The sequence below is a fragment of the Nonomuraea sp. NPDC048826 genome (assembly GCF_043198225.1).
GTDB lineage: Bacteria > Actinomycetota > Actinomycetes > Streptosporangiales > Streptosporangiaceae > Nonomuraea.
Window position 1 is genome coordinate 780,034 of record NZ_JBICUQ010000004.1, and the last position, 26,907, is coordinate 806,940.

Annotated in this window: 26 protein-coding genes and 1 pseudogene; 11 read left to right on the top strand and 16 right to left on the bottom strand. The window is 70.4% G+C overall.

Translation table 11 applies throughout. The features are described 5' to 3' along the window. Positions 1-26: 26 nt before the first annotated feature. Positions 27-851, bottom strand: coding sequence for a helix-turn-helix domain-containing protein (locus ACGFI7_RS18170; protein WP_393405600.1), 825 nt, complete (start codon positions 849-851; stop codon positions 27-29). Positions 852-1,382: 531 nt separating this feature from the next. On the opposite strand from ACGFI7_RS18170, the gene ACGFI7_RS18175 reads away from it, so the two are divergent. After that, positions 1,383-2,243 (top strand): tetratricopeptide repeat protein, encoded by an 861-nt coding sequence (locus tag ACGFI7_RS18175; RefSeq protein ID WP_393405602.1) that lies wholly within the window; start codon positions 1,383-1,385, stop codon positions 2,241-2,243. Positions 2,244-2,323: 80 nt separating this feature from the next. On the opposite strand, the gene ACGFI7_RS18180 is transcribed toward ACGFI7_RS18175, so the two are convergent. Both ACGFI7_RS18180 and ACGFI7_RS18185 read right to left on the bottom strand, forming a co-directional pair. Beyond that, positions 2,324-2,641 carry a hypothetical protein gene (locus ACGFI7_RS18180; RefSeq protein ID WP_393405604.1) on the bottom strand — a complete coding sequence of 106 codons (318 nt, stop codon included), beginning with the start codon at positions 2,639-2,641 and terminating at the stop codon, positions 2,324-2,326. 159 nt (positions 2,642-2,800) lie between these two features. Beyond that, a complete protein-coding gene (locus ACGFI7_RS18185; protein WP_393405606.1) occupies positions 2,801-3,298 on the bottom strand; it encodes a MarR family winged helix-turn-helix transcriptional regulator in 498 nt (165 codons plus the stop codon). 74 nt (positions 3,299-3,372) lie between these two features. On the opposite strand from ACGFI7_RS18185, the gene ACGFI7_RS18190 reads away from it, so the two are divergent. Then, positions 3,373-4,251: a haloalkane dehalogenase gene (locus ACGFI7_RS18190; RefSeq protein WP_393405608.1), complete on the top strand. Its 879-nt coding sequence runs from the start codon at positions 3,373-3,375 to the stop codon at positions 4,249-4,251. A gap of 142 nt (positions 4,252-4,393) precedes the next feature. Here ACGFI7_RS18190 and ACGFI7_RS18195 read toward each other — a convergent pair whose 3' ends face one another. The 6 genes from ACGFI7_RS18195 to ACGFI7_RS18220 all read right to left on the bottom strand — a co-directional run bounded on the left by ACGFI7_RS18195 (position 4,394) and on the right by ACGFI7_RS18220 (position 8,063). Then, positions 4,394-5,014, bottom strand: coding sequence for a dihydrofolate reductase family protein (locus ACGFI7_RS18195; RefSeq protein WP_393405610.1), 621 nt, complete (start codon positions 5,012-5,014; stop codon positions 4,394-4,396). After that, positions 5,014-5,484 carry an SRPBCC family protein gene (locus ACGFI7_RS18200; protein ID WP_393405612.1) on the bottom strand — a complete coding sequence of 157 codons (471 nt, stop codon included), beginning with the start codon at positions 5,482-5,484 and terminating at the stop codon, positions 5,014-5,016. Before ACGFI7_RS18200 ends, ACGFI7_RS18195 begins: the two co-directional genes overlap by 1 nt. Positions 5,485-5,516: 32 nt before the next feature. After that, entirely contained in the window at positions 5,517-5,867 is a 351-nt protein-coding gene (locus tag ACGFI7_RS18205; RefSeq protein WP_393405614.1) for an ArsR/SmtB family transcription factor, read from the bottom strand. Between the two features lie 151 nt (positions 5,868-6,018). Then, entirely contained in the window at positions 6,019-6,372 is a 354-nt protein-coding gene (locus ACGFI7_RS18210) for a hypothetical protein (RefSeq protein ID WP_393405616.1), read from the bottom strand. Between the two features lie 165 nt (positions 6,373-6,537). Then, complete coding sequence (locus ACGFI7_RS18215; protein ID WP_393405618.1) at positions 6,538-7,134, bottom strand: DUF1707 domain-containing protein; 597 nt, start codon at positions 7,132-7,134, stop codon at positions 6,538-6,540. A 194-nt stretch (positions 7,135-7,328) separates the two neighbouring features. Next, positions 7,329-8,063 (bottom strand): TetR family transcriptional regulator, encoded by a 735-nt coding sequence (locus tag ACGFI7_RS18220; protein ID WP_393405620.1) that lies wholly within the window; start codon positions 8,061-8,063, stop codon positions 7,329-7,331. Positions 8,064-8,141: 78 nt separating this feature from the next. Here ACGFI7_RS18220 and ACGFI7_RS18225 point away from each other — a divergent pair, with 78 nt between their 5' ends. Further along, positions 8,142-9,032, top strand: a complete 891-nt coding sequence (locus tag ACGFI7_RS18225) for an alpha/beta hydrolase (RefSeq protein WP_393405622.1) — start codon at positions 8,142-8,144, stop codon at positions 9,030-9,032. A 163-nt stretch (positions 9,033-9,195) separates the two neighbouring features. Here the strand turns inward: ACGFI7_RS18225 and ACGFI7_RS18230 are convergent, their stop codons facing one another. The 3 genes from ACGFI7_RS18230 to ACGFI7_RS18240 all read right to left on the bottom strand — a co-directional run bounded on the left by ACGFI7_RS18230 (position 9,196) and on the right by ACGFI7_RS18240 (position 11,541). Then, entirely contained in the window at positions 9,196-10,032 is an 837-nt protein-coding gene (locus ACGFI7_RS18230; RefSeq protein ID WP_393405624.1) for an alpha/beta fold hydrolase, read from the bottom strand. Next, positions 10,032-10,415 carry a DUF3592 domain-containing protein gene (locus tag ACGFI7_RS18235; protein ID WP_393405626.1) on the bottom strand — a complete coding sequence of 128 codons (384 nt, stop codon included), beginning with the start codon at positions 10,413-10,415 and terminating at the stop codon, positions 10,032-10,034. Before ACGFI7_RS18235 ends, ACGFI7_RS18230 begins: the two co-directional genes overlap by 1 nt. A gap of 124 nt (positions 10,416-10,539) precedes the next feature. After that, positions 10,540-11,541, bottom strand: a complete 1,002-nt coding sequence (locus ACGFI7_RS18240) for a LacI family DNA-binding transcriptional regulator (RefSeq protein ID WP_393405627.1) — start codon at positions 11,539-11,541, stop codon at positions 10,540-10,542. A 160-nt stretch (positions 11,542-11,701) separates the two neighbouring features. Here ACGFI7_RS18240 and ureA point away from each other — a divergent pair, with 160 nt between their 5' ends. The 5 genes from ureA (at position 11,702) to ACGFI7_RS18265 (ending at position 19,185) form a co-directional block, all read left to right on the top strand. Continuing rightward, positions 11,702-12,388: an urease subunit gamma gene (gene ureA, locus ACGFI7_RS18245; protein ID WP_393405629.1), complete on the top strand. Its 687-nt coding sequence runs from the start codon at positions 11,702-11,704 to the stop codon at positions 12,386-12,388. Position 12,389: 1 nt separating this feature from the next. After that, positions 12,390-14,063, top strand: a complete 1,674-nt coding sequence (locus tag ACGFI7_RS18250; RefSeq protein WP_393405631.1) for an urease subunit alpha — start codon at positions 12,390-12,392, stop codon at positions 14,061-14,063. Between the two features lie 40 nt (positions 14,064-14,103). Further along, on the top strand, positions 14,104-15,732 hold the full coding sequence (locus ACGFI7_RS18255) for an amidohydrolase (RefSeq protein ID WP_393405633.1): 1,629 nt from the start codon (positions 14,104-14,106) through the stop codon (positions 15,730-15,732). 10 nt (positions 15,733-15,742) lie between these two features. After that, entirely contained in the window at positions 15,743-17,134 is a 1,392-nt protein-coding gene (locus ACGFI7_RS18260; RefSeq protein ID WP_393405635.1) for an APC family permease, read from the top strand. A gap of 140 nt (positions 17,135-17,274) precedes the next feature. Continuing rightward, positions 17,275-19,185, top strand: coding sequence for an NAD(P)-binding protein (locus tag ACGFI7_RS18265; protein ID WP_393405637.1), 1,911 nt, complete (start codon positions 17,275-17,277; stop codon positions 19,183-19,185). A 73-nt stretch (positions 19,186-19,258) separates the two neighbouring features. On the opposite strand, the gene ACGFI7_RS18270 is transcribed toward ACGFI7_RS18265, so the two are convergent. From ACGFI7_RS18270 to ACGFI7_RS18280, 3 genes are all read right to left on the bottom strand, one after another. After that, complete coding sequence (locus tag ACGFI7_RS18270; RefSeq protein ID WP_393405639.1) at positions 19,259-20,029, bottom strand: alpha-ketoglutarate-dependent dioxygenase AlkB; 771 nt, start codon at positions 20,027-20,029, stop codon at positions 19,259-19,261. Then, on the bottom strand, positions 20,013-21,116 hold the full coding sequence (locus ACGFI7_RS18275; protein ID WP_393405641.1) for a hypothetical protein: 1,104 nt from the start codon (positions 21,114-21,116) through the stop codon (positions 20,013-20,015). Before ACGFI7_RS18275 ends, ACGFI7_RS18270 begins: the two co-directional genes overlap by 17 nt. 195 nt (positions 21,117-21,311) lie before the next feature. Beyond that, positions 21,312-21,782, bottom strand: a complete 471-nt coding sequence (locus ACGFI7_RS18280) for a MarR family winged helix-turn-helix transcriptional regulator (RefSeq protein ID WP_393405643.1) — start codon at positions 21,780-21,782, stop codon at positions 21,312-21,314. A 244-nt stretch (positions 21,783-22,026) separates the two neighbouring features. Here ACGFI7_RS18280 and ACGFI7_RS18285 point away from each other — a divergent pair, with 244 nt between their 5' ends. After that, positions 22,027-23,880, top strand: coding sequence for a PHB depolymerase family esterase (locus ACGFI7_RS18285; protein ID WP_393405645.1), 1,854 nt, complete (start codon positions 22,027-22,029; stop codon positions 23,878-23,880). A 601-nt stretch (positions 23,881-24,481) separates the two neighbouring features. Here the strand turns inward: ACGFI7_RS18285 and ACGFI7_RS18290 are convergent. Further along, positions 24,482-25,351: a hypothetical protein gene (locus tag ACGFI7_RS18290; protein WP_393405647.1), complete on the bottom strand. Its 870-nt coding sequence runs from the start codon at positions 25,349-25,351 to the stop codon at positions 24,482-24,484. 121 nt (positions 25,352-25,472) lie between these two features. Between ACGFI7_RS18290 and ACGFI7_RS18295 the strand changes: the two genes are divergently transcribed. Beyond that, a complete protein-coding gene (locus ACGFI7_RS18295; RefSeq protein ID WP_393405649.1) occupies positions 25,473-25,769 on the top strand; it encodes a hypothetical protein in 297 nt (98 codons plus the stop codon). Continuing rightward, a pseudogene (locus ACGFI7_RS18300) lies at positions 25,742-26,356 on the top strand (RNA polymerase sigma factor); the annotation flags it as partial. The gene ACGFI7_RS18295 and the pseudogene ACGFI7_RS18300, both read left to right, overlap by 28 nt. Positions 26,357-26,907 lie beyond the last annotated feature (551 nt).

Below are 26,907 nucleotides of genomic sequence, written 5' to 3' on the forward strand. Positions count from 1 at the left end.
TCGAGCGGGGCGGGCGGCCATTCCGGTCAGCCCGCCTCGGCGCGCAGGTCCGCGCCCAGCTTCGCGAGAAAATCCCGCGCCGCGTCGCCGTAAATCGCCATGTCGCGGAGCAGCGACCATTGCCGCCGATACATCGCCACGTCCTCTTGATTGCGCGCGGTCAATCTCATGTGCGTCACTTCTATCTCCACGAAACTTTCGCCGGCGCTGCCGTCACTCTCGAACAACGTGAATCCGTGCGAAGGACAGACGAGTGATTCCGTGTCCAGGGGGATCAGCCCCATGGACACGTTCTCCAAGGTGCTCACCGACGCGATGCGGTCGAGCTGCGCCAGGAGGAGCCGGACCGGCCCGGGACGGCAGCGCAGCGCGGCCTCGGTGATCAGGAACTCGAAGCACCGGTTCTCGTCGTACAGGGCGACCTGGCGCTGCAGCCGGGCCGCGACGATCATGGGCAGGTCGCCCACGGCGTACGGGGGGTCGAACAGGGTGAACACGCGGCGGGCGTACTCCGCTGTCTGCAGCAGCCCCGGAACGAGCGACGGCTGGAAGGAGCGGATCAGCCGTGCCTGGTCCTCCTGCTCGCGGATCTGGTCCTGCAAGTGGGTCTGCTGTTGCAGGGCGGTCCGCCACGAGTGCATCTCGACGAAGACCGCCTGCGTCAGGTCGGCGAGCATCTCCCGCGCCTCGGGCGGCGCCTCCACCGCCTCCCCCCAGGCCGTCACCTCGGGCAACGACGGGATGACGTTGCCGGACTCGATGCGTGAGATCTTCGACTGGCTGATGCCGATGCGAGCAGCGAGGTCGCGGCCCGAGATGCCGGCCAGGTCGCGCAAGCGTCGCAGCTCCATGGCGAGCCGTTGGCGTTTGGTCCGCGGCTTCCCCGTCTCCTGTGGGAGGTCTTCCATCGATCCCCGATCTCGCTGGGCGGTCGGCCCAGGTCTTGCTGATTCAAAATGATGCAAAACGATACATCAGTCTGTGAGCCAAGACCATGGAGCGACCGATCCATGCTCAACAGGTATGGCTATCTGTCAGGAGAAACGCCTATTTGTCGCCCGATCACCCAGTTTTTGTTCACACTCGATCCATGACGATTCACTTCGATTCTGTGGCAGCGGGGATCTCTGAGCCTCCTGATGATGCGCACAGTGGGCGCGGCAGCACCATGACTCCCGATGGATCCGGATGATCCCGGATCAAATCGCACCCTCCGGGCCTATCCGGCCTCGTCCGGACACGTCCGGCCCTGAGTCGCGTATCAGTGCAACCGATCTGGAACCAACGCGGGCCGGCGATCCCGTGAAGCTGGCACCAGGTGATGCCAAGATGGCTACATCACCACGCGTACATCGAAGATCACTCAGTTTCGGTTCGGAGCGATGGCGAAAAAACCTCGCACAACGGCACTGGACGCCTTCGTCGGTCAACTGACCGAGCTGGTCGCCCTGGCCGGGTCTCCCACGCTGTCCGAGTTACGGAAGATCTCGCGCAACAGCAGCAGGGACCTGGCGGAGAGCACCACGCATGACATCCTGACCGGCAAGCGCAAACGAGCGCCCGACTGGCCGTGGGTGCATTCCTTCGTGATGGCGTGCCGCACGGCCGCCGAGCGGACCGGGCTCGACATACGTCCCCTGGACGACGTCAAGACCTGGCACCACCTGTGGCGGGCAGCGCGTGAGACGCCCGGCGGACCCGCCGAGTCCCCTCCCGTGCCGGCCGCCCCCGCGGTTCCGGAGCGTCCGGTACGGGAGGACCTGCTGAGAGCCTTCGGCCGGATCGGCCTGCGGTTGCTGGCCCAGAGCGACCGGCAGGACCCCCGCGACTGCCTGCGATTAGCCGTCGTCGCCTTGTTACGGGGGCACCCCGACGACGCCCGCCCCTGGCTGCGGCTGGCCGACGAAGCCGGTTCCGCCGAGGCCACCGCGTTGCTCGACCACCCGAGACGGCGGCAGATGGCCGCGCGCCTCGCCTACACCTACGGACGCGACTTCGAGCAGGCCTCTCCCGGCAACCTGCACATCGCGATGTTCTACTACCGGCTGGCCGCGGAAGCCGGGCACACCGAGGCCGCCTACCGCCTCGGGCTCGTCCACCACAGCAGGGACGAGCGGGGGGTCGCGGCGAGCTGGTTCCACCGCGCCGCCGACGACGGGCATCCCGAGGCCGTCACCGAACTGAACGGCTCAGCGCGACAGCCGGCGGGGCGGAACGCGGCCGGGCTCAAGGATCGGCGATGACATCCGAAGCTTTCGCCGGTCACCTGCCGGAGGCTCGACCCGGTCGTCGGCGCCGAGCCGTGATCCATGGGAGCCGCGTCCTATCGCGAATCTCCTCGCTGCCAGAGCATCTCCAGGCCCAGGGCGATCGCGCACAGCACCGCCACGAAACCGGGGACGGCCACGAACGCGACATGGATCGGGCTGCCCTCGTCCGGGAGGAAGAGATCCACCCACCCCAGGGCGAGGGCCAGAGCCGTGGCCACCCCGCCGATCCTGGAGGTCCACCCGAACAACTGCGCAAGCCACGGTCCTGAGACCGTCGACTCCCTCGACCGTACGTCGATGCTGAAGAAGATCAACAGAACGGCGAGGAACGAGATCAAGCTGACCATCTCGGCTGACGGCATCGGGCGCATGCCGCGGACCATAACCCATGGCGGGCCCGGAGACCGGCAGCGGCAGCCGATCGACGGCGATGTCGTGCCGGAGGATGCACACGCTCGGTCCAGGTGCGGCAAGAAGGCCGCTGCTCAGGATGAAAGGACTCGCCGAACAGGCGAGCTCACCCGTCCTGGTCAGTCGAGATGGCTGTCGTCGAGTGACGTCAGGCGGGCGGCCGCGTCCGGATCCGCCTGGCCGATGCGGTCCAGCAGGCGGTGCAGGAGGTCGTTGAGGGTTTCGAACTCCTCGGGGCTGGTCAGCTCGGCCCACCGCTGTTCGATCCTGTCTCCTATGCTCGCCGCCAGCGGCCGTACCGCCCTTCCCCGTTCCGTGAGGACGATCAACCGGGACCGGCCGTCGCGGGGATTCGGGCGGCGTTCCAGGTAGCCGGCGCGTTCGAGCTGGTCGACCGACTGGGCCATGGTCTGCTTGCGTACGCCGGCCCGGACGGCGAGTTCGCGTACCGCGATTCCCTCGGGCGGGACGAACGGGAAAACCTTCGCATCGCCCGATCGGATGTCGCCGAAGCCGGCTTCCTCAAGAGCCGCCTCGATGCCGTGGGCGTATTCGCGGTGGAGGAGGCGGAGGAGGAGAGCGAGCCGCAGGCGCTTGGCGGACGGATCTCGGCTCATATTGACAGCCACCTGTCTAGTTCTAATATGGTCAGGTACCTGTCTAGTATGCCATCCCCGAAGAGAGGCCTGCCATGCCCACTGCCCATGTTCTCGATTCCACGATCTTCTACCGGGAGGCCGGGGCGGGGACGCCGCTGGTGTTCCTGCACGGCAACCCCACCTCGTCGTACCTGTGGCGGCACATCCTGCCTGCCGTCAGCCAGTACGGCCGGTGCCTGGCGCCCGACCTCATCGGCATGGGCGACTCGGGCAAGCCCGAGGTCGCGTACACCTTCCACGATCACGCCCGCTACCTCGACGCGTGGTTCGACGCGCTCGGTCTCGAGCAGGTCGTGCTGGTCGGTCACGACTGGGGCGGCGCCCTGGCCTTCGACTGGGCCGCCCGCCATCCCGGACGAATCCGGGGCATCGCGTTCACCGAGACGATCATCAGGCCGATGTCCTGGGAGGACTTCCCCGCCGGCGCCCGCCCGATGTTCGAGGCCATGCGTACGCCCGGTGTGGGCGAGGCCATGGTCCTCGACCAGAACGCGTTCATCGAGAAGGCGCTGCCGTCCACCGTCGCCGGCGGGCTGAGCGAGGAGGACCACGAGGTCTACCGCCGTCCCTACCCGACCAGGCAGAGCCGGCTGCCGTTGCTGCAGTGGCCGCGGGCGATGCCGCTGGAGGGAGAGCCGGCCGACGTCGTGGCCAGGATCACGGCCTACGACGAGTGGCTGGCCGGCAGCGCGGACGTGCCCAAGCTCCTGCTCGCCTTCGAACCCGGGCCGAGCACGATGATGGGCAAGGAGACCATCGACTGGTGCGCCGCCCACGTGTCCGCCCTGGAGATCGTGAGGCACGGGCCCGCCGGCCATCACACTCCCGAGGACCAGCCCGAGGCCATCGCCGCCTCGCTGCTCGCCTGGCTGGACAAGCACCACCTGCGCGACGGGGCTGACGCGATGTGAGCGATCAACCTGCACCGCCGCGCACCTGCGGCCTGTGCCAGAGTGCTGAACTGGCTCGACCGGAGTCTCTGAACGAGGGATCCCGGCACGACGGTGGCGCAGCCGTCGGGCGACCGGCGACGGAGCGCTGAGGTGGGACCGGTCAGCGCCTTCTGACTGCGTAGGTCAGGTGCGTCACCCGCTGCGTCGTCTCCGCCCGGACCTGATCCAGGGCCACGCGGTCCGCGTCCACGCCCTCGAACAGACGGACTCCGGAGCCGAAGAACACGGGTGACAGCGAGATCGAGAACTCGTCGACCAGGCCGGCGTTCACGTACTGCAGAATCGTCGCGCCGCCGCCGGCGATCCGGACGTCGCGGTCGCCGGCGGCCTCGCGGGCCAGGCCGAGCGCGGCCTCGATGCCGTCGTTGACGAAGTGGAACGTGGTCCCGCCCGGCCGTTCCCAGGGGTCGCGCTTCTCGTGTGTCACGACGAACACCGGCGTGTGGAACGGCGCCTCCTCCGGCCACATCTGCTCACCGGCGTCGAACATGCGCTTGCCCATGACGCTCGCGCCGGTGCGCTCGAACGTCTCCCGCAGGATGTCGTTGTCGCGGCCTTCCTCGCCGCCTCCGCCCAACTTCAGGTTCTCCCTGAAGAACCGCTGCGGAAAGACCCACCGCTGCAGTTCCATCCACTGCCGTCCCATCAGTTCTCCGGCGGACGCGGGTGCGATGAAACCGTCCAGCGACATCGACACGCTGAAGAACACCTTCCGCGCCATCAGCCCTCAGCTCCCTTCCGGACGATCTCGGCGATGTAGGCGGCGAGGTTGCCCAGGGTCTGCTGTCCGCCCTCGACGGCGTGGTATTTCTCGACCGCTTCGTCGCGCAGTTCGGCGGTGGGGAACACCGTGCGCATCTCGATCCGGGTCGCCGCCCCGTCGGGCGTGAACGCCAGGACCGACTCGAAGGCGTTCTGGTCGTCGCGGTGTTCGCCGTGCAGCAGCGCGATTCTCCGTGGCGGGACGATCTCGGTCCAGGTGATCCACTCCTGGTAGTCCGTCCCGTCCGGCCCGTGCATCACGAAGTCCCACTCCCCGCCGACGCGGAACTCGAACGAGCGCGTCGTGGTGGTGAACCCTTCCGGCCCCCACCACCGTGACAGGTGCCGCACCTCGGTGAACGCCTCGAACACCAGCTCCCGCGGGGCGTCGACGACCCGGGAGATCACGATCTCGCGGTCGGCCGTCACGGGCCGAGCCGACGCTCCTTGTCCGGTCCTGCTCATTGGTCGCCACCCTCCTGGCTTGCCTGCTTGAGGTCCTGTACGTACGCGTCCAGGCGGTCGAAGCTCTCGTTCCAGAACCGCTCGAACCCGCCGGTCCACTCGTGGATCGGCCGCAGCCCGCGGGCGTCCAGCCGATACAAGCGCTGTTTGCCCACCTTGCGGTCCCGCACCAGCCCGACCTCGCGGAGCACCCGCAGGTGCTTGGACGCCCCCGGCTGGGTCATCCCCAGATCCTGCGCCAATTCGGTCACCGGCAGCTCACCCGCCCGCAGCAGAACCAGGATCTCCCGGCGCTGCGGCTCGGCGATCGCGTTGAAGACGTCCGATGTCGTCGCTGCTCTTGCCACGCAGACATCATATGCCGATATAGGCATGCGTCAAGACGGATCGCGAACCGGACTCCCGCCATGCCTCGCCGACGGCTGTGCCCTGGAGAGGACTTCCTCTCCAGGGCACGTCGAACCGGTGTGATCTCGCCCGGTGAGCCTGCCGCTCAGGTCAGGGACGCACGAATGCCGTGCACTTGATCGACCCTGTGTTGCCCCAGCAGAAGCGGAGGCCGTTCGGCTCACCGCTGACGCCGTAGGAGTAACAGGCGTTCGTGGCCACCGCGGGCCCGTTGTACCGCTGAAGGCGGCCGTCCCGGTATCGCACGGTCGCCCAGACAGGAGGGCCGCCGTACATCCTGCAGGCGCTCACTTGCAGGTGATCGCCCGACAGCTGCGCGAATCCGAGATCGCCGCCGACGCGCACCAGGTGCGCCTGCGCAGCCGGAGTCATGGCCAGCATGGTCCCGACGGCGACGGCGGCCACTGTCGACGCCCGCACGCCCAGGGCTCCCCGAAATCTCATGCCGGATCCTTTCCTCTGGACTTCGCTTTCCGCCTCTCCACGCTCCGACGCCGGAGCGCCTGCGGCCAGGACAGCGGGAGGACATTCGGCGGACGTACGGGGAAGCTCCAGGTCCAGGGGTCATCACGGCGACGGGCGGACCGCGGATCAGCGGTCAGGGCGGACTCAGCGGCCCTGGAGGCGCCGCTGCTTCCGGCGTTCCCAGCTGTTGGGATGCCGGATGACCACTCCCCCCGCGCCGCCGGTGCCGGACAGGCGGATCAGCGGCGTCCTGGGGAGGCGCTGCGGCGTGGTCTTGTCCTTGAAGCCCCCGAGGCCGCCCTCCATGCGGGACGTCTCCGCGGCCCAGCCGTCGGGGATGATGATCGTGATGCCGCCCATCTGGCCTTCGGCCTCGATCCGGATCTCGGGCAGCCGGCATTCGGTCTCGGTGAAGTCGATCTTGACGGCGCCCATGCCGCCGTACACGACGATGCGCCCCGGCACGTCCCAGCGCCCCGAACGGGTCACGCCGTGCATGCCACCCTTGAGGACCAGCGGCTCCTGATGCACCGGGACCTCCGGCGGCAGATCGGCGGTGAGGGGTGCCAGATCGGCGTACGTCTTGGCGTTCAACGCCAGCTCCAGCCGGGTGTCCAGCTCGCTGAGGTCGATCCGGCCATCGGCCGCCGCCGTGTTCAGCCGTTCCACCACCGCTTCACGCTCGTCGTGCGAGACGCGCCACCCATCGCGGCCGACCGGTTTCGGGAGCCTATCGTTCATGGCTCAATGATAGGGAGATTGCGGAAAGCCGCCCGTCAGCTGGAGGTCGGGGCCCGGACTTCGGCAGCCCATCACTCCACGTTGTCGGATGTTTACGTGACGCAGGACGGGGTTCGGCCCGCAGGGCGAGACGGTGCAGCCGGACTGGGCGGCGGAGCTGATGCGCGCCTCTTACTGACCCGTACGTCTCAGTCTCAAAATCGAGTCTCACTACTGGAGATTTTGAGATAGCGATAGACCGTCGCCCTGGAGACGCCGAACCGGGCGGCGATCTCCCCGGCCCCACACCCCTCGGCGTACAGCGAACGCGCCTGCGCGACCTGCTCCTCGCCGAGGAGGGCGCGCCGCCCGCCGTTCCGCCCCCGCGCCCGCCCGCGCACCTCGGCTCCGGGCACGGACGCGGGCGGCGCGTCCAGCAGCGCCCTGGCGCCGTCCAGGATCAGCCGGCGCAGCCGTTCGGGCGGTTCGTCGCGGAACAGCAGCACGGGATCGGCCAGCCCCGCCACCACCTGACAGGCCCGCACCCGCTCCTCGATCCCCCGGGAAGGCCCGGCCACCAGCTCGTTGGCCAGCGCGATGGCGGCACGGAAGCGGTCGGCGATCGGTGCCTGCACCAGCAGCGTCATGTCCCTGACCAGCATGGTGAGCGTGTGCCGGTGCCGCAGGTGCACGTCGACGTAACCCTCGATCGCCCGCCACCGGACCTCCTCGGCGCTCCCGCTGGACTCGGCCGCGGACAGCACCGCCTCCAGCTCGTCCAGCAACGGCACCGTGATCCGGCGGAGGATCTCCTCCTTGGAGTCGAAGTGGTAGTAGAGGGCGGCCTTGGTGATGCCCACCTCGTCGGCGATGGCCTGCATGGAGGTCGCCCGGTAGCCGCGGGCGGCGAACAGGATGCGCGCCGCCTCCAGGATCCGTTCGGAAGTCAAGGAGTCTCACTTACCAACGGTCAGTTCATTCGCTAGTGTGCTTACCGGAAGTCAGTCTACGGCCGCGGGGAGATCCGTATGCGATCCAAGGTGTCCTTCACCGCTGACGGCATCCGGTGCGCCGGCTACCTCTACCTGCCCGCCGGTTCGGGTCCGGTGCCGTGCGTGGTGCTCTGCCACGGCTTCAGCGGGACGATGGACCGGCTCTTCGACTACGGCGAGCGCTTCGCCGCCGCGGGGTTCGCCGCGCTGGTCTTCGACTACCGCGGTTTCGGCGAGAGCGACGGCGAGCCGCGCCAGGTTCCCGACATCCGCGGCCAGCTCACCGACGTGCGCGCCGCCGTGGAATTCGTCCGGGGGCACGAGCGGGTCGACCCCGGCAAGGTTCTGTTGTGGGGCAACTCGCTGGGCGGCGCCCATGTGATCACGGTGGCCGCGGACGATCCCCGCATCGCGGCCGTGGTCGCGCAGATCCCGTTCAACGGGTTCCCGAAGAAGGTCGAGGGGCGCTCGACCGCTGAGACGCTGAGGGTGCTGGGCGCGATCTGCTGGGACGCGCTGCGGGGCAAGCTGGGCCTGCGGCCGTACTACATCCCGATGGTGGGACGCCCGGGAGAGCTGGCCGTGACCGCGACCCCCGAGGCCGACCAGCACATCCGGACCCTGACCGGCGGAGAGCACCGGACGTCGTGGCGCAACAGCGTCGCACCCCGGGGGCTGCTGCGGATGATGCGCTACCACCCTGCCGAGTCCGCGGCCCGCCTGGCCTCCCCGCTGCTGGTCTGCGTCGCCGCCGAGGACCGGGAGACACCGCTGGAGAGCAGCCGGGAGCTGGCCGACCGCGCCCCGCGCGGCGAGCTGCGCGTCTATCCCGGCACCCACTTCACCTTCTACACCGACCTCACCTTCCGCGACCGCGTGGTCGCCGACCAGATCGCCTTCTACCGCCAGGCGTGCGCGTTGGTGTGACGGATCAAGCGAGCAGTACGGACGCGTCGGGGGACGGCAGGCACGGGGAGTGACCTGTTGTAGGACCGGGTGGCGGCGCAGGCCGAAGCCCGCGCCCTGCGCATCGCGCCTCAGGAGACCCGACCCCGTCCGGCGCGACGGCCCCAGGCCGTCGCAGTCTGGTTCAGCCGAGCGGGACGAGGATGTCGGCCAGCGCTCCGGGCTTGGAGAGGAAAGGCGAGTGGGAGGCGTCGAGGGTGACGACGGAGGTCGGGTTGTCCGGGTACGCCGCGTCGGCGTCCGCGACGAACCTCGCCTGCAGGCCCGGCCGGATGGCCATGTCCCGCGTGCAGACGATGTACGAGCGCGGCACCGATCCCCAGCCGTCGCGGGTCAGGGCGGTGGTGCCCGCCATGATGCCGATCGGGCCGTCGGGTGTCAGCAGGCCGGTGGCGGCGTCGGCGAGGTCCGGGTCCACGTCACCATAGAAGGCCGCGCGGAGCCCCTGCCGGTAGGCCGGGTCGTCGGTGGCGAAGTCGAGCCGCAGCGCGCCTGTCCGGGCGGGGTCACCCCGTAACAGCGGCGCGACGCGGTCGTCGGCGGCCTCGGGCAGCCGCGTGTACGCCGCCGCGGACACGCCGGACGCCGGCATGTAGGCGGTGAGGTACACGGCGTGTGCCACCAGTTCGGGTGTCTGCTGGGCCGTTCGCGTCAGGACGGGACCGGCCGCGCTGTGGGCGACCACGGTGACCGGCTCGCCGCCGCCGATCCGCCTGAGCTGCGCGGTCAGCAGGCCGGCCGCGTCGTCGAGGGTCACGTCCGCCACGGGCGAGACCTCGGCGCCGACCGCCTCTGGGTCGTACGGCTGCTCGGTGAACCATCGAGGGCGGCGGGCGTACAGCCCGTGCCCCGCCATGTCCACCGCGACGGCCGGGCGGCCGCGGGCCACCACGTGGGGGATGACTTCGCTCCAGCACCAGGCGCCGTGCCAGAAACCATGGACCAGTACCAGCGTCGACATCAGACGATCCTGAAGGTGGTGAGGACGCCGAGGGTGATGAGGAAGAGGCCTATGCCCACGACCCACATCCCTATCGTGGAACCGTCCTGACCGCCGGTGTCGATGCGCGCGTTCCGCTCTTTCTCGGGGTCGTAGAGAACCGTGACGTGATCGCCCGGTCGAGGAGGCTTGCTCTCGCCGTAACGCGAGGTGATCTCGACTTCCCGGCCGTCGCGGGTCGTGAAGCGGAAAACGGGATAGCACGCGTTGCTGTCGGGGTCGCTGCTCCTCTCCAGGCCGGTGACCAGGCCGGACACCCGGATCCCCCGGTCACGGAACCGCTGTGCCCGGCGCAGGGTCCAGACGCCGAACGCCAGGTTCGCCGATCCGAGAATGAAGAGCATGTCGGGCGAAGATGCCGATTCCAATCAGGATCACCTTTCGCTCGGACGACGGTCCGCCGTCGAAAAAGGGTTTCTCTGATCGACTACGCCACCGGCGGTTTGGTTCGGCGTCGCATCGACGTTCTCAGTTGGCCGACGAGGTGCTGGCTCGGACCATGAGCCGGGTGGGAAGGACCTCCACCGCGCCCGGCTCGATCGCGCCGGTGAGGAGGTCGGCGAGCATCCGCGCCGCCCGCCGGCCCATCTCGCGGGGGGCGATGTCGATCGCGGTGATCGGGGTGGCCAGGCCGCGCAGCGAGGGGCTGTCGACGTAGGCGGCCACGCGCAGGTCCTTGGGCACGTGGCGGCCCTGCTGGAAGGCGGCCTGCAGGGCGCTGTTGGCGCCGCCGTCGGGGACGGAGACGATCGCGTCGACGCCTCCCGGCGCCTGCAGGGCCGCGGCCACCGCGCGGCTGACGTCCTGCGGCTCGCACACGAGCGGCACGTCGTAGATCAGCGCCTGTCTGCCGGTCTCGGCGCACCACGCCTGGTAGCCGGCGCGGATGTCCAGGCCGAACGCGGTCTCCTCGCCGGGGCAGAGCATCGCGATCCGGTCGCCGCGGAGAGCCAGGTGCTCGAGCAGCATGCGGGTCGCCGCGCCGTGATCCGACTCGACCCGGCCCGCGTGCCGGGCGCCGGGGGTCAGGTCGCGCTCGCAGGTGACGATCGGCACCCGCAGGTTGGTGAGGGTCTCCAGCGTCGGGTCGCCGAGCATCGGGTCGGAGACGACCACGCCGTCGAGATGGAGGGACGGCACGCGCCCCGGATCGCGGGTCGCGGGGATGAGCGTGAGCGCCAGATCGTGCGAGAGCGCCTCCTCGGCGGCGGCGATCGCGAGGTCCATGTAGTACTCGAGACCGATCGTGCGGTCGGGGAAGTACAGGCCGATGACCCCGGTGCGGCCCCTGCGCAGGTTGCGGGCGCTGTGGTTGGCGACATAACCCAGTTCGCGGGCGACCGCGGCCACCCGCTCGCGGGTCGCGGCGGGAAGCCGGCCTCGCCCGTTGAGCGCGTCGGACACCGTCGTCGTCGAGACCCCAGCCGCGCGGGCCACGTCGAGCAGGGTGATCGGTCGGGTCATGTTCATCAAAGCCAACCGTACTGCGGCGCGACGGTCCGCGCGGCCGTGGGCGAGCGACCCGGCGAGTTTACAGGAACGTTTCTTCAGACCATTGCAGGAACGTTTCTGTGCGTGCTCTAATCGTCCCCACCTCGGCCGACTACCTACAGCCACGGAGGTGATCGTCGTGCGGCTGGTCCCATCGGAACGTGATCGCCTGCTGCTTTTCACCGCGGCGGAGCTGGCCCGGTCGCGGCGGGCCAGGGGGCTGCGGCTGAACGTGCCCGAGGCCACCGCGCTGATCGCCGACACGGTGTGCGAGGCGGCGCGGGACGGCCGGCGGCTGAGCGAGGCGATCGAAGCGGGCCGGTCGGTGCTGACCCCGGACGACGTGCTGCCCGGTGTGCCGGACGTGGTCACCGAGGTTCAGGTCGAGGCCGTCTTCGACGACGGGACCCGGCTGGCCGTGGTGACCGCGCCGTTCGGGCCCGAGGGGCTCGACCCGGCGGGGCCCGGCGCGCTGCTGCCCGCAGCGGAGCGTCCCGGGCAGCCCGGCGACGAGGCCGTGACAGTGGCGGTCGCCAACACGGCGGCGGTGCCGATCAGCGTCACCTCCCACTTCCACTTCTTCGAGGTGAACCCGCGGCTCAGGTTCGACCGGGCCGCCGCGTACGGACGGCACCTGGCCGTGCCCGCCGGGACGGCGGTGCGGTTCGACCCCGGCGCGACCGTCGAGGTGCGGCTGGCGCCGATCGGCGGCGCGCGGGTGGTGGTCGGCTTCGCCGGACTGGTGGACGGGCCGCTGGACGCCCCCGGCGCCCGGGAGGCGGCGCTGGAGCGTGCCAGGGCCTGCGGCTATCTGGGAGCGGAGTGACGTGGACGGCGCTGACTACGCGGCGGTGTACGGGCCGACCACCGGCGACCGGGTGGTGCTCGGCGACACCGGGCTGGTGGTGGAGGTCGAGGCGGACGCGCAGCGGTACGGGGACGAGTTCCTCGCCGGGTTCGGCAAGACCGCCCGCGACGGCCTGCACCTGAAGGCGACCTCGACGCGTGACACGTGCGACCTGATCGTGTCGAACGTGCTGATCCTCGACCCGGTGCTGGGGGTGCGCAAGGCCTCGATCGGGATCCGGGAGGGCCGGATCGCCGCGATCGGGAGGGCGGGCAACCCCGACACCCTCGACGGGGTCGACGTGGTGGCCGGCACCGGGACCACGATCATCAGCGGCGAGGGGCTGATCGCCACCGCGGGGGTGATCGACACCCACGTCCACCTGCTGTCCCCGCGGGTGATGGAGGCCTCGCTCGCCTCCGGGGTGACCACGATCCTCGGCCAGGAGTTCGGCCCGGTGTGGGGGGTCGGGGTGAACTCGCCGTGGGCGCTGCGCACCTCGTTCGCCGCGTTCGACGCCTGGCCGGTCAACATCGGCTTCCTCGCGCGGGGCTCGTCGTCGAGCCCCGAGCCGCTCGTCGAGGCGCTGGCCGAGGGCGGCGCCTGCGGGTTCAAGGTGCACGAGGACATGGGCGCGCACGCCCGCGCGCTGGACACCGCGCTGCGGGTGGCCGAGGAGCACGACGTGCAGGTCGCGCTGCACACCGACGGGCTGAACGAGAGCCTGTCGGTGCGTGACACCCTGGCCGTGCTGGACGGGCGCACCATCCACGCCTTCCACATCGAGGGCTGCGGCGGCGGCCACGTGCCCGACGTGCTCAGCCTGGCCGGGCAGCCGCACGTCATCGGCTCCTCCACCAACCCGACGCTGCCGTTCGGCCGCGACGCCGTGGCCGAGCACTACGACATGATCGTCTCCTGCCACGGCCTCTCCCCCGACCTGCCCTGCGACGAGGCCATGGCCCGCGACCGGATCCGCGAGCAGACCATGGGCGCCGAGGACGTCCTGCACGACCTCGGCGTCATCCCGATCACCTCCTCCGACGCCCAGGGCATGGGCCGGGCCGGGGAGACGGTCCGGCGGACCTTCGCCCTGGCCGCGAAGATGAAGGCCGAGCGGGGGCCCGAGCACGACCGCCACGACAACGCCCGGGTGCTGCGCTACCTGGCCAAGCTGACCGTCAACCCGGCGATCGCGCACGGGCTCGGCCACGAGATCGGCTCGGTGCGGCCGGGTCTGCTCGCCGACCTCGTGCTGTGGGAGCCGTCCAGGTTCGGCGCCACCCCGGAGCTCGTGCTCAAGGCGGGATTCCCCGCCTGGGGCGTGACCGGCGACCCCAACGCGGCGGTGTCGCAGGCGCAGCCGCTGGTCCTCGGCCCGCAGTTCGGCGGGCACGGCGCGGCCCCGGCCGAGCTGTCCGTCGCCTTCGTCAGCCGGGCCGCCGCCGAGGCCGGGACGGACCTGCTGCCCACCCGCCGCCGCCGGGTCGCCGTGCGCGGCACGCGCGGCATCGGCCTGGCCGACATGGTGCGCAACGGCCGCACCGGTCAGGTCAGCGTCGACCCGCGCACCGGCGCCGTCCGCCTGGACGGCGAGCCCGTCAGCTCCGCGCCCGCCGAACGGGTGGCGCTGTCCCGCCTGTACTTCCTGTGACCCCAGCCCGTCCCATCCATTCCCCGAAGGTGCCCCCCAAGTGACCCCATTCGCCGATCTCGTCATTGTCGGAGCCGACGTCTACACCGTGGACGCCGCCCGGAGCTGGACCGACGCGGTGGCCGTGCGCGGCGGCCGGATCGCCGCGCTGGGCGGCCCGGCCGTACGTGAGCTCATCGGCCCGCGCACCCGGGTGATCGAGGCCCGGGGCGGGATGGTGCTGCCCGGCTTCCAGGACGCGCACCTCCACGCGCCGTTCGCCGGCCGCAACCGGCTGAACGTGGACCTGGACGGCCTGGTGGGCCGGCAGGCCTACCTCGACCGCATCGCCGCCCACGCCGCCGCCCACCCCGACCGGCCCTGGATCGTGGGCGGCGGCTGGGCCATGGAGTACTTCCCCGGCGGCACGCCCCGCAAGGAGGACCTCGACGCCATCGCGCCGGACCGGCCGGTGTTCCTGTTCAACCGGGACGTGCACAGCGCGTGGGTGAACTCCGCCGCGCTGGCGCTGGCCGGGATCACCGCGGACACCCCGGACCCGGCCGACGGCAGGATCGAGCGCGACCCGGGCACCGGCGAGCCCACGGGCACGCTGCACGAGGGCGCCGCGTACTCCTACAACGAGCGCCACGTCCCGCCGCCCTCCCGGGAGGAGTGGGAGGCCGCCATCGTCAACGCGCAGGCGCACCTGCACTCCCTCGGCATCACCGGCTGGCAGGACGCCTGGGTCACCCCGGCCACGCTGGACGCCTACCGCTCCCTGGACGCGTCAGGCCGGCTCACCGCCCGCGTCGTGGGGGCGCTCTGGTGGGACCGGCACCGCGGCCTGGACCAGATCCCGGAGTTCCTCGGTCAGCGGGAGGCGGGCACCGCGCGGTTCCGTCCCACCTCCGTGAAGATCATGACCGACGGGGTGATGGAGAACTACACGGGCGCGCTGCTGGAGCCCTACTGCGACGGCTGCGGCGGGCACACCGGCAACCACGGCCTGACCTACGTCGACCGCGAGCTGCTGACCGCGGCGGTCACCGAACTGGACCGGCTCGGCTTCCAGGTGCACATGCACGCGATCGGCGACCGCGCCGTACGCAACGCGCTCGACGCCGTGCAGGCCGCCAGGACCGCCAACGGCGCCGCCGACCACCGGCACCACATCGCCCACGTGCAGCTCGTGCACCCCGACGACCTTCCCCGCTTCCGCGATCTCGGCGTCACGGCCAACTGCCAGGCGTACTGGGCGCAGCTGGAGCCGCAGATGGAAGAGCTGACGCTGCCGTTCCTCGGCCGGGACCGCGCCGACCTGCAGTATCCCTTCGGGGATCTGCTGCGTTCCGGCGCGACCCTGGCGATGGGCAGCGACTGGGCGGTGACCACCGCCAACCCCTTGGAGGAGATCGAGGTCGCCGTCACCCGGATCGACCCCGAGAACCGGGACAACGCGCCGTTCCTGCCGGAGCAGGCGCTGCCGCTGCCGGTGGCGCTAGCCGCGTTCACCGCCGGCTCCGCGTACGTCAACCATGACGACGACGCCGGCACCATCGCCGTCGGCAACCGCGCCGACCTCGCCGTTCTCGACCGCAACCTGTTCACCCGCGACGCCGGCCCGATCGGCGACGCGCATGTCGACTACACCATCGCCGAGGGGTCCGTCGTCTTCGAACGCCCCTGAGGAGGCACCGATGTCCAGTGAACCCCCCAACGTCCCCACCACCCCCCACCTGCGCCGAGTACTCGGCCTGCCCTCACTGGTCCTGTTCGGGCTGGCGTACATGGTGCCGCTCACCGTGTTCACCACGTACGGGATCGTCACGGAGATGACCGCGGGGCACCTGCCCGGCGCGTACGTCGTCACCCTGACCGCGATGCTCTTCACCGCCTACAGCTACGGGCGGATGGTGCAGGCGCATCCGTACGCCGGCTCGGCCTACACCTACACCCAGAAGTCGTTCGGCCCGCACCTGGGCTTCATGGCCGGCTGGGCCCTGCTGCTGGACTACGTCTTCCTGCCGATGATCAACTATCTGGTGATCGGCATCTACCTGAACGCGGCCTTCGAGGCGATCCCGGCCTGGGTCTGGGTCCTCGCCGCGATCGCCCTGGTCACCGGGCTGAACGTGCTCGGGATCCAGATGGTGAGCAGGATGAACTTCATTCTGATCGGGATCCAGGTCGTGTTCGTGGTGGTGTTCCTGGCCGGCGCCGTGCGCGCCATCGCCGGTGAGCCGATGCCGTCGATCGTCGAGCCGTTCTTCAGCGCCGGCACCGACCTGTCGATGATCCTCGGCGGCGCGGCGATCCTGTGCCTGTCCTTCCTCGGGTTCGACGCGGTCTCCACGCTGTCGGAGGAGACGCGCGACCCCCGGCGGCGGGTGCCCCGGGCGATCATGCTGACGACTCTGGCCGGCGGCGTCCTCTTCATCCTCATCTCCTACGTCGGGCACCTGGCCTTCCCTGACTGGCAGTCGTTCACCGACGCGGACTCGGCGGCGCTGGACGTCATGGGACACGTCGGCGGGGCGCTGCTGACCGCCTTCTTCACCGCCTCCTACATCTCCGGCGCGTTCGCCTCGGCCATGACCTCGCAGGCGAGCGTGTCCCGCATCCTGTACGCCATGGGTCGCGACGGCGTGCTGCCGAAGCGGTTCTTCGGCTACGTCCACCCCCGGTTCCGCAACCCCGTGCGGGCCACCCTCGCGGTCGGCGCGATATCGCTGGTGGCGCTGGTCATCAGCCTGGAGCTGGCGTCGGCCATGGTCAGCTTCGGCGCGCTGGTGGCGTTCTCCTTCGTGAACCTCTCGGTGATCAAGCACTATGTCGTGAACGAGGGCCGGCGGACCCCGCAGGACCTGGTCAAGTACGGCGTCGTGCCCGCCGTCGGCCTGCTGCTCTGTCTGTGGCTGTGGACCAGCCTGTCCGGCCTGACGTTCGTCGTCGGCCTGTCCTGGGTCGGCGCCGGGTTCGTCTACCTGCTGGGGCTGACCCGGATGTTCACCCGCCGCCCGCCGGAGCTGCACTTCAACGAGGTCGAGCCGGACGACGAGACCGAGCCCGCGCCCGCCGCCCAGTCCTGACCGCACGGGAGCCCGGAGCCGACCGGCTCCCGCCGCACACCCCGACCACATGAGCCTTACCGCACCCCCAATGTTGAGGAGGACGCGCGATGAGCGCGAAGAAACGACCGAATGCCGGATGGTCTGACGAGGAACTCGGGATGCGCAGCGGCATCACCCGCCGTGACTTCCTGGACGGCATCGCCCTGACCGGCGGCGCGCTGGCCCTCGGCGGCCTCTTCGGCGGCGGCACGGCCGCCGCCGCCACGGGCCCCGGCAACAGCGGCAAGCCGAAGGCCTACCCGCCGGCCCTCACCGGCCTCCGCGGCAGCCACGTGGGATCCTTCGAGATCGCGCACGCCCTCCGTGACGGCACCTTCTGGGACAAGGCGGGCAAGCCTTCCGACACGGGCGAGACGTTCGACCTGGTCGTGGTCGGCGCCGGGATCAGCGGTCTCAGCGCGGCCCACTTCTACCTGCGGGACGTCAACCGCAACGCCAGGATCCTCGTGATCGACCCGCACGACGACTTCGGCGGCCACGCCAAGCGCAACGAGTTCACCGTCAAGGGCAAGACGCTCATCGGCTACGGCGGGTCGCAGTCGATCGACACCCCGAGCTCGTACCCGCCCGAGGCGAAGCAGCTGCTCACCGACGTCGGGATCGACATCCAGAAGTTCTACACCTACTACGACCGGACCTTCTACGCCAACCACGGAGCCGGCGGTCGCGCCGTCCACTTCGACGCGGAGCAGTGGGGCCGCACGCACGTCTCGCTGGTGCCGCCCGGTTCGAAGCTGGAGGTCACGCTCAAGGACGCACCGCTCGACGACGCCTCGAAGCAGAAGCTCATCGAGGTGTACGAGGGCAACATCGACTACCTTCCGGGCCTGTCGGCCGAGGAGAAGCTCGACAGGCTCCGCCGGCTGACCTACGGCCAGTTCCTCCGGGACCACGCCGGAGTGTCGGGCGCCGCGTACGACTACATGCTCAAGTCGACCATGGGTGGTACGGGGATGACGATCGACTACTTCGGCGCGCTGGACGCCGCCGCGTCCGGCTATCCGGGCACGGGAGGGCTCGGCCTCGACTACAGCGGCGAGCCCTGGCCCGGCCTGATCAAGACCTACACCCGGATGTGGGGCGCGACGGACCCGTACATCTTCCACTTCCCGGACGGCAACGCCTCGATCGCGAGGGCGCTGGTGCGCCGCCTCGTCCCGGGCGCGCTGCCGGGGAACTCCATGGAGGACCTGGTCACCTCGACGTGCAACTACAAGCTGCTCGACAATCCCGGCAACCGGGTCAAGATCCGGCTCAACAGCACCGCGGTCCGCGTGGCCCACACCGCCGGGCGCCGCGCGGTCGAGATCCAGTACGTCCAGGACGGCAAGCTCAAGCGGGTGCAGGCCGGCGGGGTCGTCCTGGCCTGCTGGAACTCGATGATCCCGCACATCGTCCCGGAGATGCCGGACGAGCAGAAGGCGGCCGGGCACGAGGCGGTCAAGTACCCGATCGTCTACGCGAACGTCGCCCTGCGCAACTGGAAGCCGTGGGCCGAGCTCGGCATCAACTCGATCAGGTTCGCCAACGGCCTGTGGTCGAGCGCGGCGCTGGACTTCCCGGTGAGCATGGGACGGCACTACAAGTTCTCCGCCAACCCGAACGAGCCCATCGTGGCCCACTTCAGCACCGGCTTCACCCCGTCGGGCCTGGCGAACCCGCAGGCCGCGGCCAAGGCCGGGCGGGCCGCCCTGGCCCGGATGTCGTTCGAGGACCTGGAGCGCAGCATGCGCGCCGCGCTCGCCGACGTGCTGACCCCCGCCGGGTTCGACCCCGCCAAGGACATCGCCGGGATCACCGTGAACCGCTGGGCGCACGGCTACGCCCGGTACTACATCCTGCCGTGGGACGCGGACATCTGGCCGCACGGGCCGACCCCCGCGGACAAGATCGGCACCCCGCTCGGCCGGATCACCGTGTCGACGACCGACCAGGCCAACCACGGCTTCGTCGACGGGGCGATCGAATCGGCCTACCGGGCGGTCACCTACCTCAAGGAAGTCCGCTGACCACGTGGGCACGTGCTGTGGGGTACGGGACCTGACGGACGCGACGTCGGTCCCGTGCCCCACGGGCCTTCGATCAGACGGGCGGCATCAGATCACTCTCGCTGACGGTGTACGTGAGCACGGGGTAGGCGAAGTCCGTCTCCTGGTTCTCACGGCGCCGCAGCCGGTAGAACTCGCGCTGTTGCCCGTCGTCCGCCGAGGTGAGGCGGGCGCCGTCCGGCAGCCGGGGCTGCCCGTCGCGGAACCGTACGAAGGTCTTCGACGTGCGGAAGGTGACGCCCAGCCATCGGTTCTCGGCCGGCGGGGAGGACCTGTCCAGCACGATCTTGTGCCGGTGCCGCCGGTTCATGTCCACGGAGAACACGACGGCGCTGTTGTGCGTCAACGGGATCTCGAACGTCTGGCCGCCGGGTTCCTTCGCTTCGACGATCAGCTTTCTCGGCGGGCCCGCCTCGGGATGCTCGTAGCAGGAGAAGACCGCGATGCACGAGTCGTCCGCCAGATCGAGGGCCTGGTCGGAATGGCCGCCCATGGTCGCGTAGGCGTTCGTGTAGACCTCGGCGAGAGCGTTGTCGAAGCCGGCCGCCGGCGCCGCGCACTCCTCGATCCGCCGGGCCAGCCGCTCGTGCACCGCCCGGAAACGTTGCGCCGGAGCGGCGTAGCGGGTGGTGGTGCGGACCAGGGGCACGTCACCGTTCTCGTCGACCTTGACCAGGACAGCCCCCGACCGGCCCTTTCCCACGTCCTCGAACCGCGTCGACGCGTACAGCTCCTGGAAGAGATCGCCCTCGACGGGCACGGGGTACGAGCGGAACCCGTCCGGCGTCCTACGGCCGGGGGGCAAGGTAGTCTCCCGTGTTCATGCTGAAGAGGAACCTGTCGCCGTAATCGACGAAGGACGTGGTCCTGTTCTCCTCGGCGTACAGCTTGCGCAGGTCCTCCATGCCCTCGGGGGTGGGTGGTTCCAGCTTCGTCAACTCGCCGTCTCTCTTGAGGAACGTGTGGCCGTCCTTGTGCACGGCTTCGGTGCTCGAACAACGGACGACGTACCCCAGGCGGATCGGGAGTGCTGCGGCGTCCAGCGTGGACGGCCTGATCTCGTGCGTGTAGAGCCGGTTGGTGGACAGCGGCATGAAGAAGACGGAGCCGGGATACAGGGTGAGGGCGAACTGCCGGGGAAGCGCGTGCCGGTCCCCGGCCTCCTCCTTGAGCCGGAAGTGGAGCCTGGTCAGCCCGCTGACACCGTTCAGACCGTGGTCGAAGGCGTCCTCGGCCGAGGGGCGCAGCTTGTCGAGCCCGTCGTAGAAGGTGCAGAAGGCCATGATGCCGTTGACGGGCATGTCCTTGGTCTTGTCGGCGTGCGCCGAGATCCTGGCCTTGGACTGCTTGCGCGCGGCGTCGGCCGGGGTGTTGTGGTAGATCTGCGCGAGGACGTGATTGAGCGGGGCGTGGTCGCGGAACACGAAGGCGGCCTCGTCGTTCAGGGCCTCGACGATGTGCGCGTCCGTCGGGGAGAAGTTCTCGGTCGGCCCGGAGAGGTTCGTGGAGCACCGGAGCAGGCGGAAGCGCAGTTCGTCACCGGCTCGCGTGACGGGAGTGAGGTAGATGCCGGTCCGACGGGCCGCGCCCGGCTTGGTGGACTCGGTGAGGGACTGGAACGCGTGCTCCGAGCGGATCCGGCCGAAGAAGTCGGAGCCGGGATCGAAGAAGCGCCGGTAATACACGCCGACGCCGTGTATGCCGAGGGGAACCCGTCCGAGGTCCACCAGCCGGGCCTCCTCGTCATAACCAGACGAAAGCCCCCGGACCACGAACACCCGCGCGGCCCCGTCGAGCTCATGGCCGCCGATCCTGGATATGTCGCCGCACAGGTAGACGGTTTTCTGTTTCACCTCGGGCCGGCCGGCGAGAAAGTCGTCCAGGCTGATCACCGCCCCGAAGAAATCCCGGATCGGGATGTCGTCACGCCGTAAGCCCGATGACGCGACCAATAAGTTGCCCGCGCTTTCCGGACGAGCGACTTCTCGTTTGTCTGAATGCATGAAACCGGCCCGCGATTCGTACGATGAATACGGTCCCACTGTAGCGAACGACTTCCTCGACGGCGGGCGAACCTGGTCGCGGGGTCAGGGCCGCGTGTCCGGGTGGAGGGCCCGGGCGCACAGCGTGAGCGTTTCCGCGAGTGTCGCGCGGTCCGGGTCGCCGATCTCGGCGAGCATGACGGCTTCGATGCTGTCGAGGGAGCGGTCGCAGCGCCGGAGGGTGTCCAGGCCCTTCGGGGTGAGGCGGGTGCGCAGAGCGCGTCCGCCGCGGGGATGCGGGTCGCGGCGGATCAGGCCGCGTTGTTCGAGATCGCGGATGACCAGGTTCATCGCCTGCGGGGTGACGAAGGCGATGCGGGCCAGGTCGGCCGAGGACGGGGCGTCACGCAGGCGGAGTTCGCTGAGCGCCATGTAGGCGGTGGTCGTCAGGCCGTGCCGGGCGAGCGCTTCATCCAGGCAGGCGCGGATGCGGCGTTCCAGCCGGAACACCAGGTAGCTCACACGGGGCGGCGGTGCGTCCGGCGCAACGGCCGCGGGGACACCCGGATCGGTCACCAGGAGACGATATCGCGCCCCCGCCGTAACGGGTCCCGATGAAAGTTTCTCTCCGCTTATCAAGGTCCTTGATAGCAAGGTACTTGATAACGAGGGGAAACGACTCCCCGCCCGGGTGAACCGGCGGCACGCGCACCGAACGCGCATTGACAGTGAGACCTGGCGCTTTTACGTTCCAGCGACCGATGTCGATACGCGGCGGACCGATCCGCGGCGCGCCGCGGAAATGAGAGGAGGAGCGCGAATGAGACGATCGATCAGGGTGCTGGCCGGTGCCTGCGCCGCGGCGCTCTTCGCCGTCATCAGCGTGGTACTCGGATCGCCGGCCGTGGCCGCCACCTTGGTGGAGGTGACCGCCTTCGGCAACAACCCGGGCAACATGCGGATGCATGTCTACGTCCCGGACTCACGCCCGGCGTCGCCGGCGATCGTGGTCGCCATGCATGGCTGCGGCGGCTCCGGCCCCGGCTTCTACCAGGGCAGCGAGTTCGCCTCGCTGGCCGATCGATACGGCTACATCGTCATCTACCCGAGCGCCACCCAGTCGGCGGGGTTCGGCAACTGCTTCGACACCTGGTCGGACGCGGCCAAGCGGCGCGGCGGCGGCAGCGATCCGGTCTCGATCATGTCGATGATCGACTATGTCGAGCGGAACCATCAGGGAGACCCGAACCGGGTCTACGCGACGGGAAGCTCGTCCGGCGGCATGATGACCCAGCACATGGCCGCCGTCTACCCGGACGTGTTCAAGGCAGGGGCCTCGTTCATGGGCGTGCCCTTCAACTGCTTCGCCGGCGCCTCCGACTACCCGCCCGGAAGCAGCAGGTGCACCGGCGGGAGCATGGACAGAACGCCCCAGCAGTGGGGCGACGCGGTCCGCCAGGCGTACCCGGGATACTCCGGCCCGCGCCCGCGCATGCAGCTGTGGCACGGCACCGGCGACACCCTCGTGCCCTACTCGCTGCTGCGGGAGTCGATCGAGCAGTGGACCGACGTGTTCGGGCTGAGCCAGACCCCGACCAGCACCGACACCCCGCAGGCGAACTGGAACCGCAGCCGGTACGCGAATCCGTCCGGCACCGTGCAGGTGGAGGCGTACAGCATCCAGGGCGCCGGGCATGTTCTCCCGCAGAGCGGCATGGCCCTCCGCGCCATCGAGTTCTTCGGCCTGACCGCGAATCCGGGCGACACCACGCCCCCGACCACGCCGGGCACCCCGGTCGCGTCCGACGTGACCGCCACCGGTGCCACGCTGACCTGGACCGCGTCCACCGACCAGGGCGGCTCCGGCCTGGCGGGTTACACCGTCTACCGGGAGCAGGGCGCCACCGACCCGCAGCTCGGCCAGTCCACCACCAACTCGATCACCCTGACCGGGCTGAGCGCCGACACCCAGTACCAGGTGTACGTACGGGCGCGCGACGGCGCGGGCAACCTGTCGGCCAACTCCGCGCCGGTCACCTTCACCACGGCCCCCACCGGGGGCGACACCACGCCGCCGACCGCCCCGACCGGGCTCACCGCCTCGGGCACCACCGCCACCGGCACCAGCCTGACCTGGACGGCTTCCACCGACGACACCGGTGTGACCGGCTATGACATCCTGCGCGCCCCCGGCGCGACGGGCGGCACCTTCACCCAGGCCGGCACCTCGGCCACGACCTCGTTCACCGACACGGGCCTGACCGCGAACACCACCTACCGCTACCAGGTCCGGGCACGCGACGCCGCCGGGAACGTCTCACCGGTCTCCGGCACCGTCCAGATCACCACCCAGGGAGGCACGACCGGCGCCTGCTCGGCCACCCCGACCGTGCAGTCCCAGTGGGGGAACGGGTACGTGATCCAGCCGCTGACCATCACCAACACCGGCACCTCGACGATCACCAGCTGGACCGTCACCTTCACCCTGCCTGCCGGGCACACCTTGACCGGCTCGTGGAACGGCACCATCACCACCGACGGCCAGACGGTCACGGTCAGAAGTGTCAGCCACAACGGCACACTCGCGCCCGGAGCCGGCACCACCAGCTTCGGCTTCCAAGCGAGCAGGCCCAACGGCAACACCGCCCTGCCGTCCGGCTACACCTGCGCCTGACCGCAAGCACGCTTCCCTTGATCACGGCTCGTCATGGACCCCGGGCCGTGATCAAGGGCATCCGCCCAGCTCTTCGCCGAGCGCCAGGCTCACCCCCGGCGGGTCGGCGAGGGGGCGTCCTTCCCCGGCAGCCGAGCCTTCTCGCGACGTCCGCCGCGGCCGGGGAGCCCACCCCGCGGTAGCGCCGGAACGCCTCGGTGAGCAGGTCCCGCGCCGCCGGGTCGCCCGCCCGCTCCGCGGCGGACGCGAGAGCGAGCAGCGTACGCGCCGCAGCGCCGGGACCCGCTTGTCCGTCCAGCATCGGAGGCACTGCCGCAGCCGCCCGACGGCCTCGGGGACGCCTCGTCTGGCCTGCATCTCGCCGAGACCCAGCTCGGTGAGGACGAGCCCCCAGCTGTGCCCGGAGATCGAGGTGCATGCCCTGGCCGGCTGAGACGCCGGTCAGAACGAGCCGACCTTGACCAGGGCGGCTCCCTGCCGGACGATCAGGCACTCCAGGCGGGCCGCCGGTGAAGGGAGCGGTCCGGGGCGACGCCCGTCGGGATCCAGGTCCGCGCGCCATGCTTGCAGTGCGACTGCAGGACCTGCAGCAGCATGCCGTCTAGGCGAACGCGTGGATGACGAACCCTCTGATGGCGTTGTGGCTCACCTCGATCTCGCTCCAGCCGAGCGGGTTGCCGCCGAGGCGGTAGACGTGGTGCTCGGTGGCTTCACGTTCCGGAACGTACGAGCGAATCCTGGTCATCTCCAGGCTCCGGAGCGCCTCCAGCCCTTCCGGCCCGATCCGCGCGGTGATGCTTTCGACCGCCTCCGAACAGGACGAAACCTGCTCCCGGGCGGCCAGGGCGTCGGCGACGTCGCCGTAGAAGGTGTTGCGGCAGAAGCCGTCGTCCCCCATCCCGGCCAGGGCGTCGCGGGTGAAGCCGATCTCCTTGGCGGTCTCGGCGTCCGCCGACCGGTGCGCTTCGGCGACCTCGCGCCTCTCGGACTCTCGTACGCCCTGCTCGATCTGGAAGCCCGTGAGGACGAGCAGGCCGAGGATCAGCCAGCCGGCCACGCCGCCGATCGCGACCCAGCCCCGCAGCCGCCCGCGCCTGCGCAGGAGCACGCCCACCACGGGCAGGGCCAGCCACAAGGCCAGGAAGACCCAGCGGAGCTGCCACACGAACGCCATCAGGACGAGCATGACGACGCCCGTCAGCACCAGGCCGCCGCAGCCGGTGGCGCCCAGGACGGCGCCGCCGGCGCCCGCCAGATCCGGCCCCGACGAGGCCGACCGGGTGGGCATGTCAGAGCGGCGCGGCGGGTCGACGCCCAGCATGGGTGGTGTGGACGGCGGCGCCGACGCCGGGATGCGGCCGTCCTTGCGCACGGTCCCGTCGGGGTCGCGCACGTCGTCGGTCCATCGCCCGTTCTCGCTCCACCGCATCCGGCCCTGCGGATCGGGACGGAAGCCCCCTCCGTACCCCATGTCGTCCTCCGATGCTTGATCTGGCGACATGCTGGCAAAGGGTGGTCTGCCACGGTGGCCAACGTCTGGCCGGGTTCATCCGGATCTGTCCGAGCAGGGTCATGATCGTTAAACTCTGCGCGTGCGTACAGGTGATCGCCCGGCCGAGGACCACGCCCCGGATCCCGCCGCCGCCCGCACCACGGAAGAGTTCGTGCTCCTGCTCCGCCTGCTGAAGGTCTGGGCCGGGGACCCCTCGCTGGCCGTGCTCGGGCGCAGGACCGGCCATCCCACCAGCACGCTGTCCGACGCGCTGAACCCCCGCAGGCACCGGCTGCCCCCGGTGGAGCTGGTCCGCGACTTCGTCCTGGCCTGCGGCCGCACCGCCGACGAGGCCGAACGCTGGACCGGCGTCCCGATCTCGCGTACGAGGCGATAAGGCTGGCCCGCACCCTGGCCGCGCTGCAGCCGGACGAGCCGGAGGTGCACGGCCTGCTGGCGTTGTGCGAGCTGACGGCCGCGCGGTTCCCGGCCAGGACCGCCGCGGACGGTTCGCCGGTCCTGCTCGACGAGCAGGACCGGCGGCGGTGGGACGTCGCGGCGATCCGCCGCGGGCTGGCCGCGCTGGCCAAGGCGTCGGTCCGCGGTCTCGGCCCGTACGGCCTGCAGGCCGCGATCGCCGCCACCCACGCGTCGGCGCCCTCGGTCGGGGCGACCGACTGGGACCGGATCGTCGTGCTCTACGAGGCACTCGGCCGGGTCGCGCCTTCACCGGTGGTCGAACTCAACCGGGCCGTCGCCGTCGCCATGGCCTCGGGACCGGCGCAGGCCCTGGACATCGTGGACGAGCTGATCGCCTCGGACCGGCTGCCCGGCTCCCATCTGGTCCCGACCGTACGCGGTGAGCTCCTGGCCCGGCTCGGCCGGCGGGCGGAGGCGCGCGCCGAGCTGGAGCTGGCGGCCCGGCTCTGCGCCAACCGGCGGGAACGCTCGGTGCTGCTGCGCAAGGCGGCCGCGCTGAGCTGACTTCTCCGGCCCGGCCGCCCACAGGCGGCTCAGTCGGCCAGGTCTTCGGCGGCGCCGATCAGGGCGAGCATCTCCTGGAAGGTCTCGGCGACGGGCCCCTCCCGCGCCGTCTCCAAGGACTTCATCGGGCGAGCGGGTCGCCGCAGGGGGCGCCGACCCGGCTGAACTTCGGTAAGTCGACCTAGGTAATCGCAAGGTCAACGGGCAGGGTAGTCTCCCGATCCGTCGGGACCCTCGGGCCCCTACCTGCACGTCGTCCCTCCGGAACGTTCCAAGGAGTCGCCTGATGCGGAGCCCCTCCGCGGAACCGTCGCTGCGCCCCAAGGAGCCGGCGCGCCGGATCGGGCTGCTGCCGCAGAGCTCGGTCGCCCGGGAGGCGATCACGGTCGTCGACCTCGTCTCCCGGGGCCGCCACCCGCGCCCAGGCGGCCCGCTACGCCACCGGCCTCATCGCGATCGTCGCGCGGGGAGAGCCCTCGTCGAGGGTGACCCCCGACCTGGTGGCCGAGGTGGTCGGTGTCCGGCCCGGGTCGTACCCGATCCTGAGAGCG

Bases quoted from the DNA above. Each gene is read 5' to 3' on its own strand.
- ACGFI7_RS18170 (WP_393405600.1), bottom strand. From the start codon at position 851: ATGGAGCTGCGACGCTTGCGCGACCTGGCCGGCATCTCGGGCCGCGAC.
- ACGFI7_RS18260 (WP_393405635.1), top strand. From the start codon at position 15,743: ATGTCCAGTGAACCCCCCAACGTCCCCACCACCCCCCACCTGCGCCGA.
- ACGFI7_RS18265 (WP_393405637.1), top strand. From the start codon at position 17,275: ATGCGCAGCGGCATCACCCGCCGTGACTTCCTGGACGGCATCGCCCTG.
- ACGFI7_RS18285 (WP_393405645.1), top strand. From the start codon at position 22,027: ATGAGACGATCGATCAGGGTGCTGGCCGGTGCCTGCGCCGCGGCGCTC.
- ACGFI7_RS18195 (WP_393405610.1), bottom strand. From the start codon at position 5,014: ATGGCGCGGAAGGTGTTCTTCAGCGTGTCGATGTCGCTGGACGGTTTC.
- ACGFI7_RS18290 (WP_393405647.1), bottom strand. From the start codon at position 25,351: ATGGGGTACGGAGGGGGCTTCCGTCCCGATCCGCAGGGCCGGATGCGG.
- ACGFI7_RS18210 (WP_393405616.1), bottom strand. From the start codon at position 6,372: ATGAGATTTCGGGGAGCCCTGGGCGTGCGGGCGTCGACAGTGGCCGCC.
- ACGFI7_RS18175 (WP_393405602.1), top strand. From the start codon at position 1,383: ATGGCGAAAAAACCTCGCACAACGGCACTGGACGCCTTCGTCGGTCAA.
- ACGFI7_RS18235 (WP_393405626.1), bottom strand. From the start codon at position 10,415: ATGCTCTTCATTCTCGGATCGGCGAACCTGGCGTTCGGCGTCTGGACC.
- ACGFI7_RS18215 (WP_393405618.1), bottom strand. From the start codon at position 7,134: ATGAACGATAGGCTCCCGAAACCGGTCGGCCGCGATGGGTGGCGCGTC.
- ACGFI7_RS18240 (WP_393405627.1), bottom strand. From the start codon at position 11,541: ATGAACATGACCCGACCGATCACCCTGCTCGACGTGGCCCGCGCGGCT.
- ACGFI7_RS18230 (WP_393405624.1), bottom strand. From the start codon at position 10,032: ATGTCGACGCTGGTACTGGTCCATGGTTTCTGGCACGGCGCCTGGTGC.
- ACGFI7_RS18185 (WP_393405606.1), bottom strand. From the start codon at position 3,298: ATGAGCCGAGATCCGTCCGCCAAGCGCCTGCGGCTCGCTCTCCTCCTC.
- ACGFI7_RS18190 (WP_393405608.1), top strand. From the start codon at position 3,373: ATGCCCACTGCCCATGTTCTCGATTCCACGATCTTCTACCGGGAGGCC.
- ACGFI7_RS18225 (WP_393405622.1), top strand. From the start codon at position 8,142: ATGCGATCCAAGGTGTCCTTCACCGCTGACGGCATCCGGTGCGCCGGC.
- ACGFI7_RS18180 (WP_393405604.1), bottom strand. From the start codon at position 2,641: ATGCGCCCGATGCCGTCAGCCGAGATGGTCAGCTTGATCTCGTTCCTC.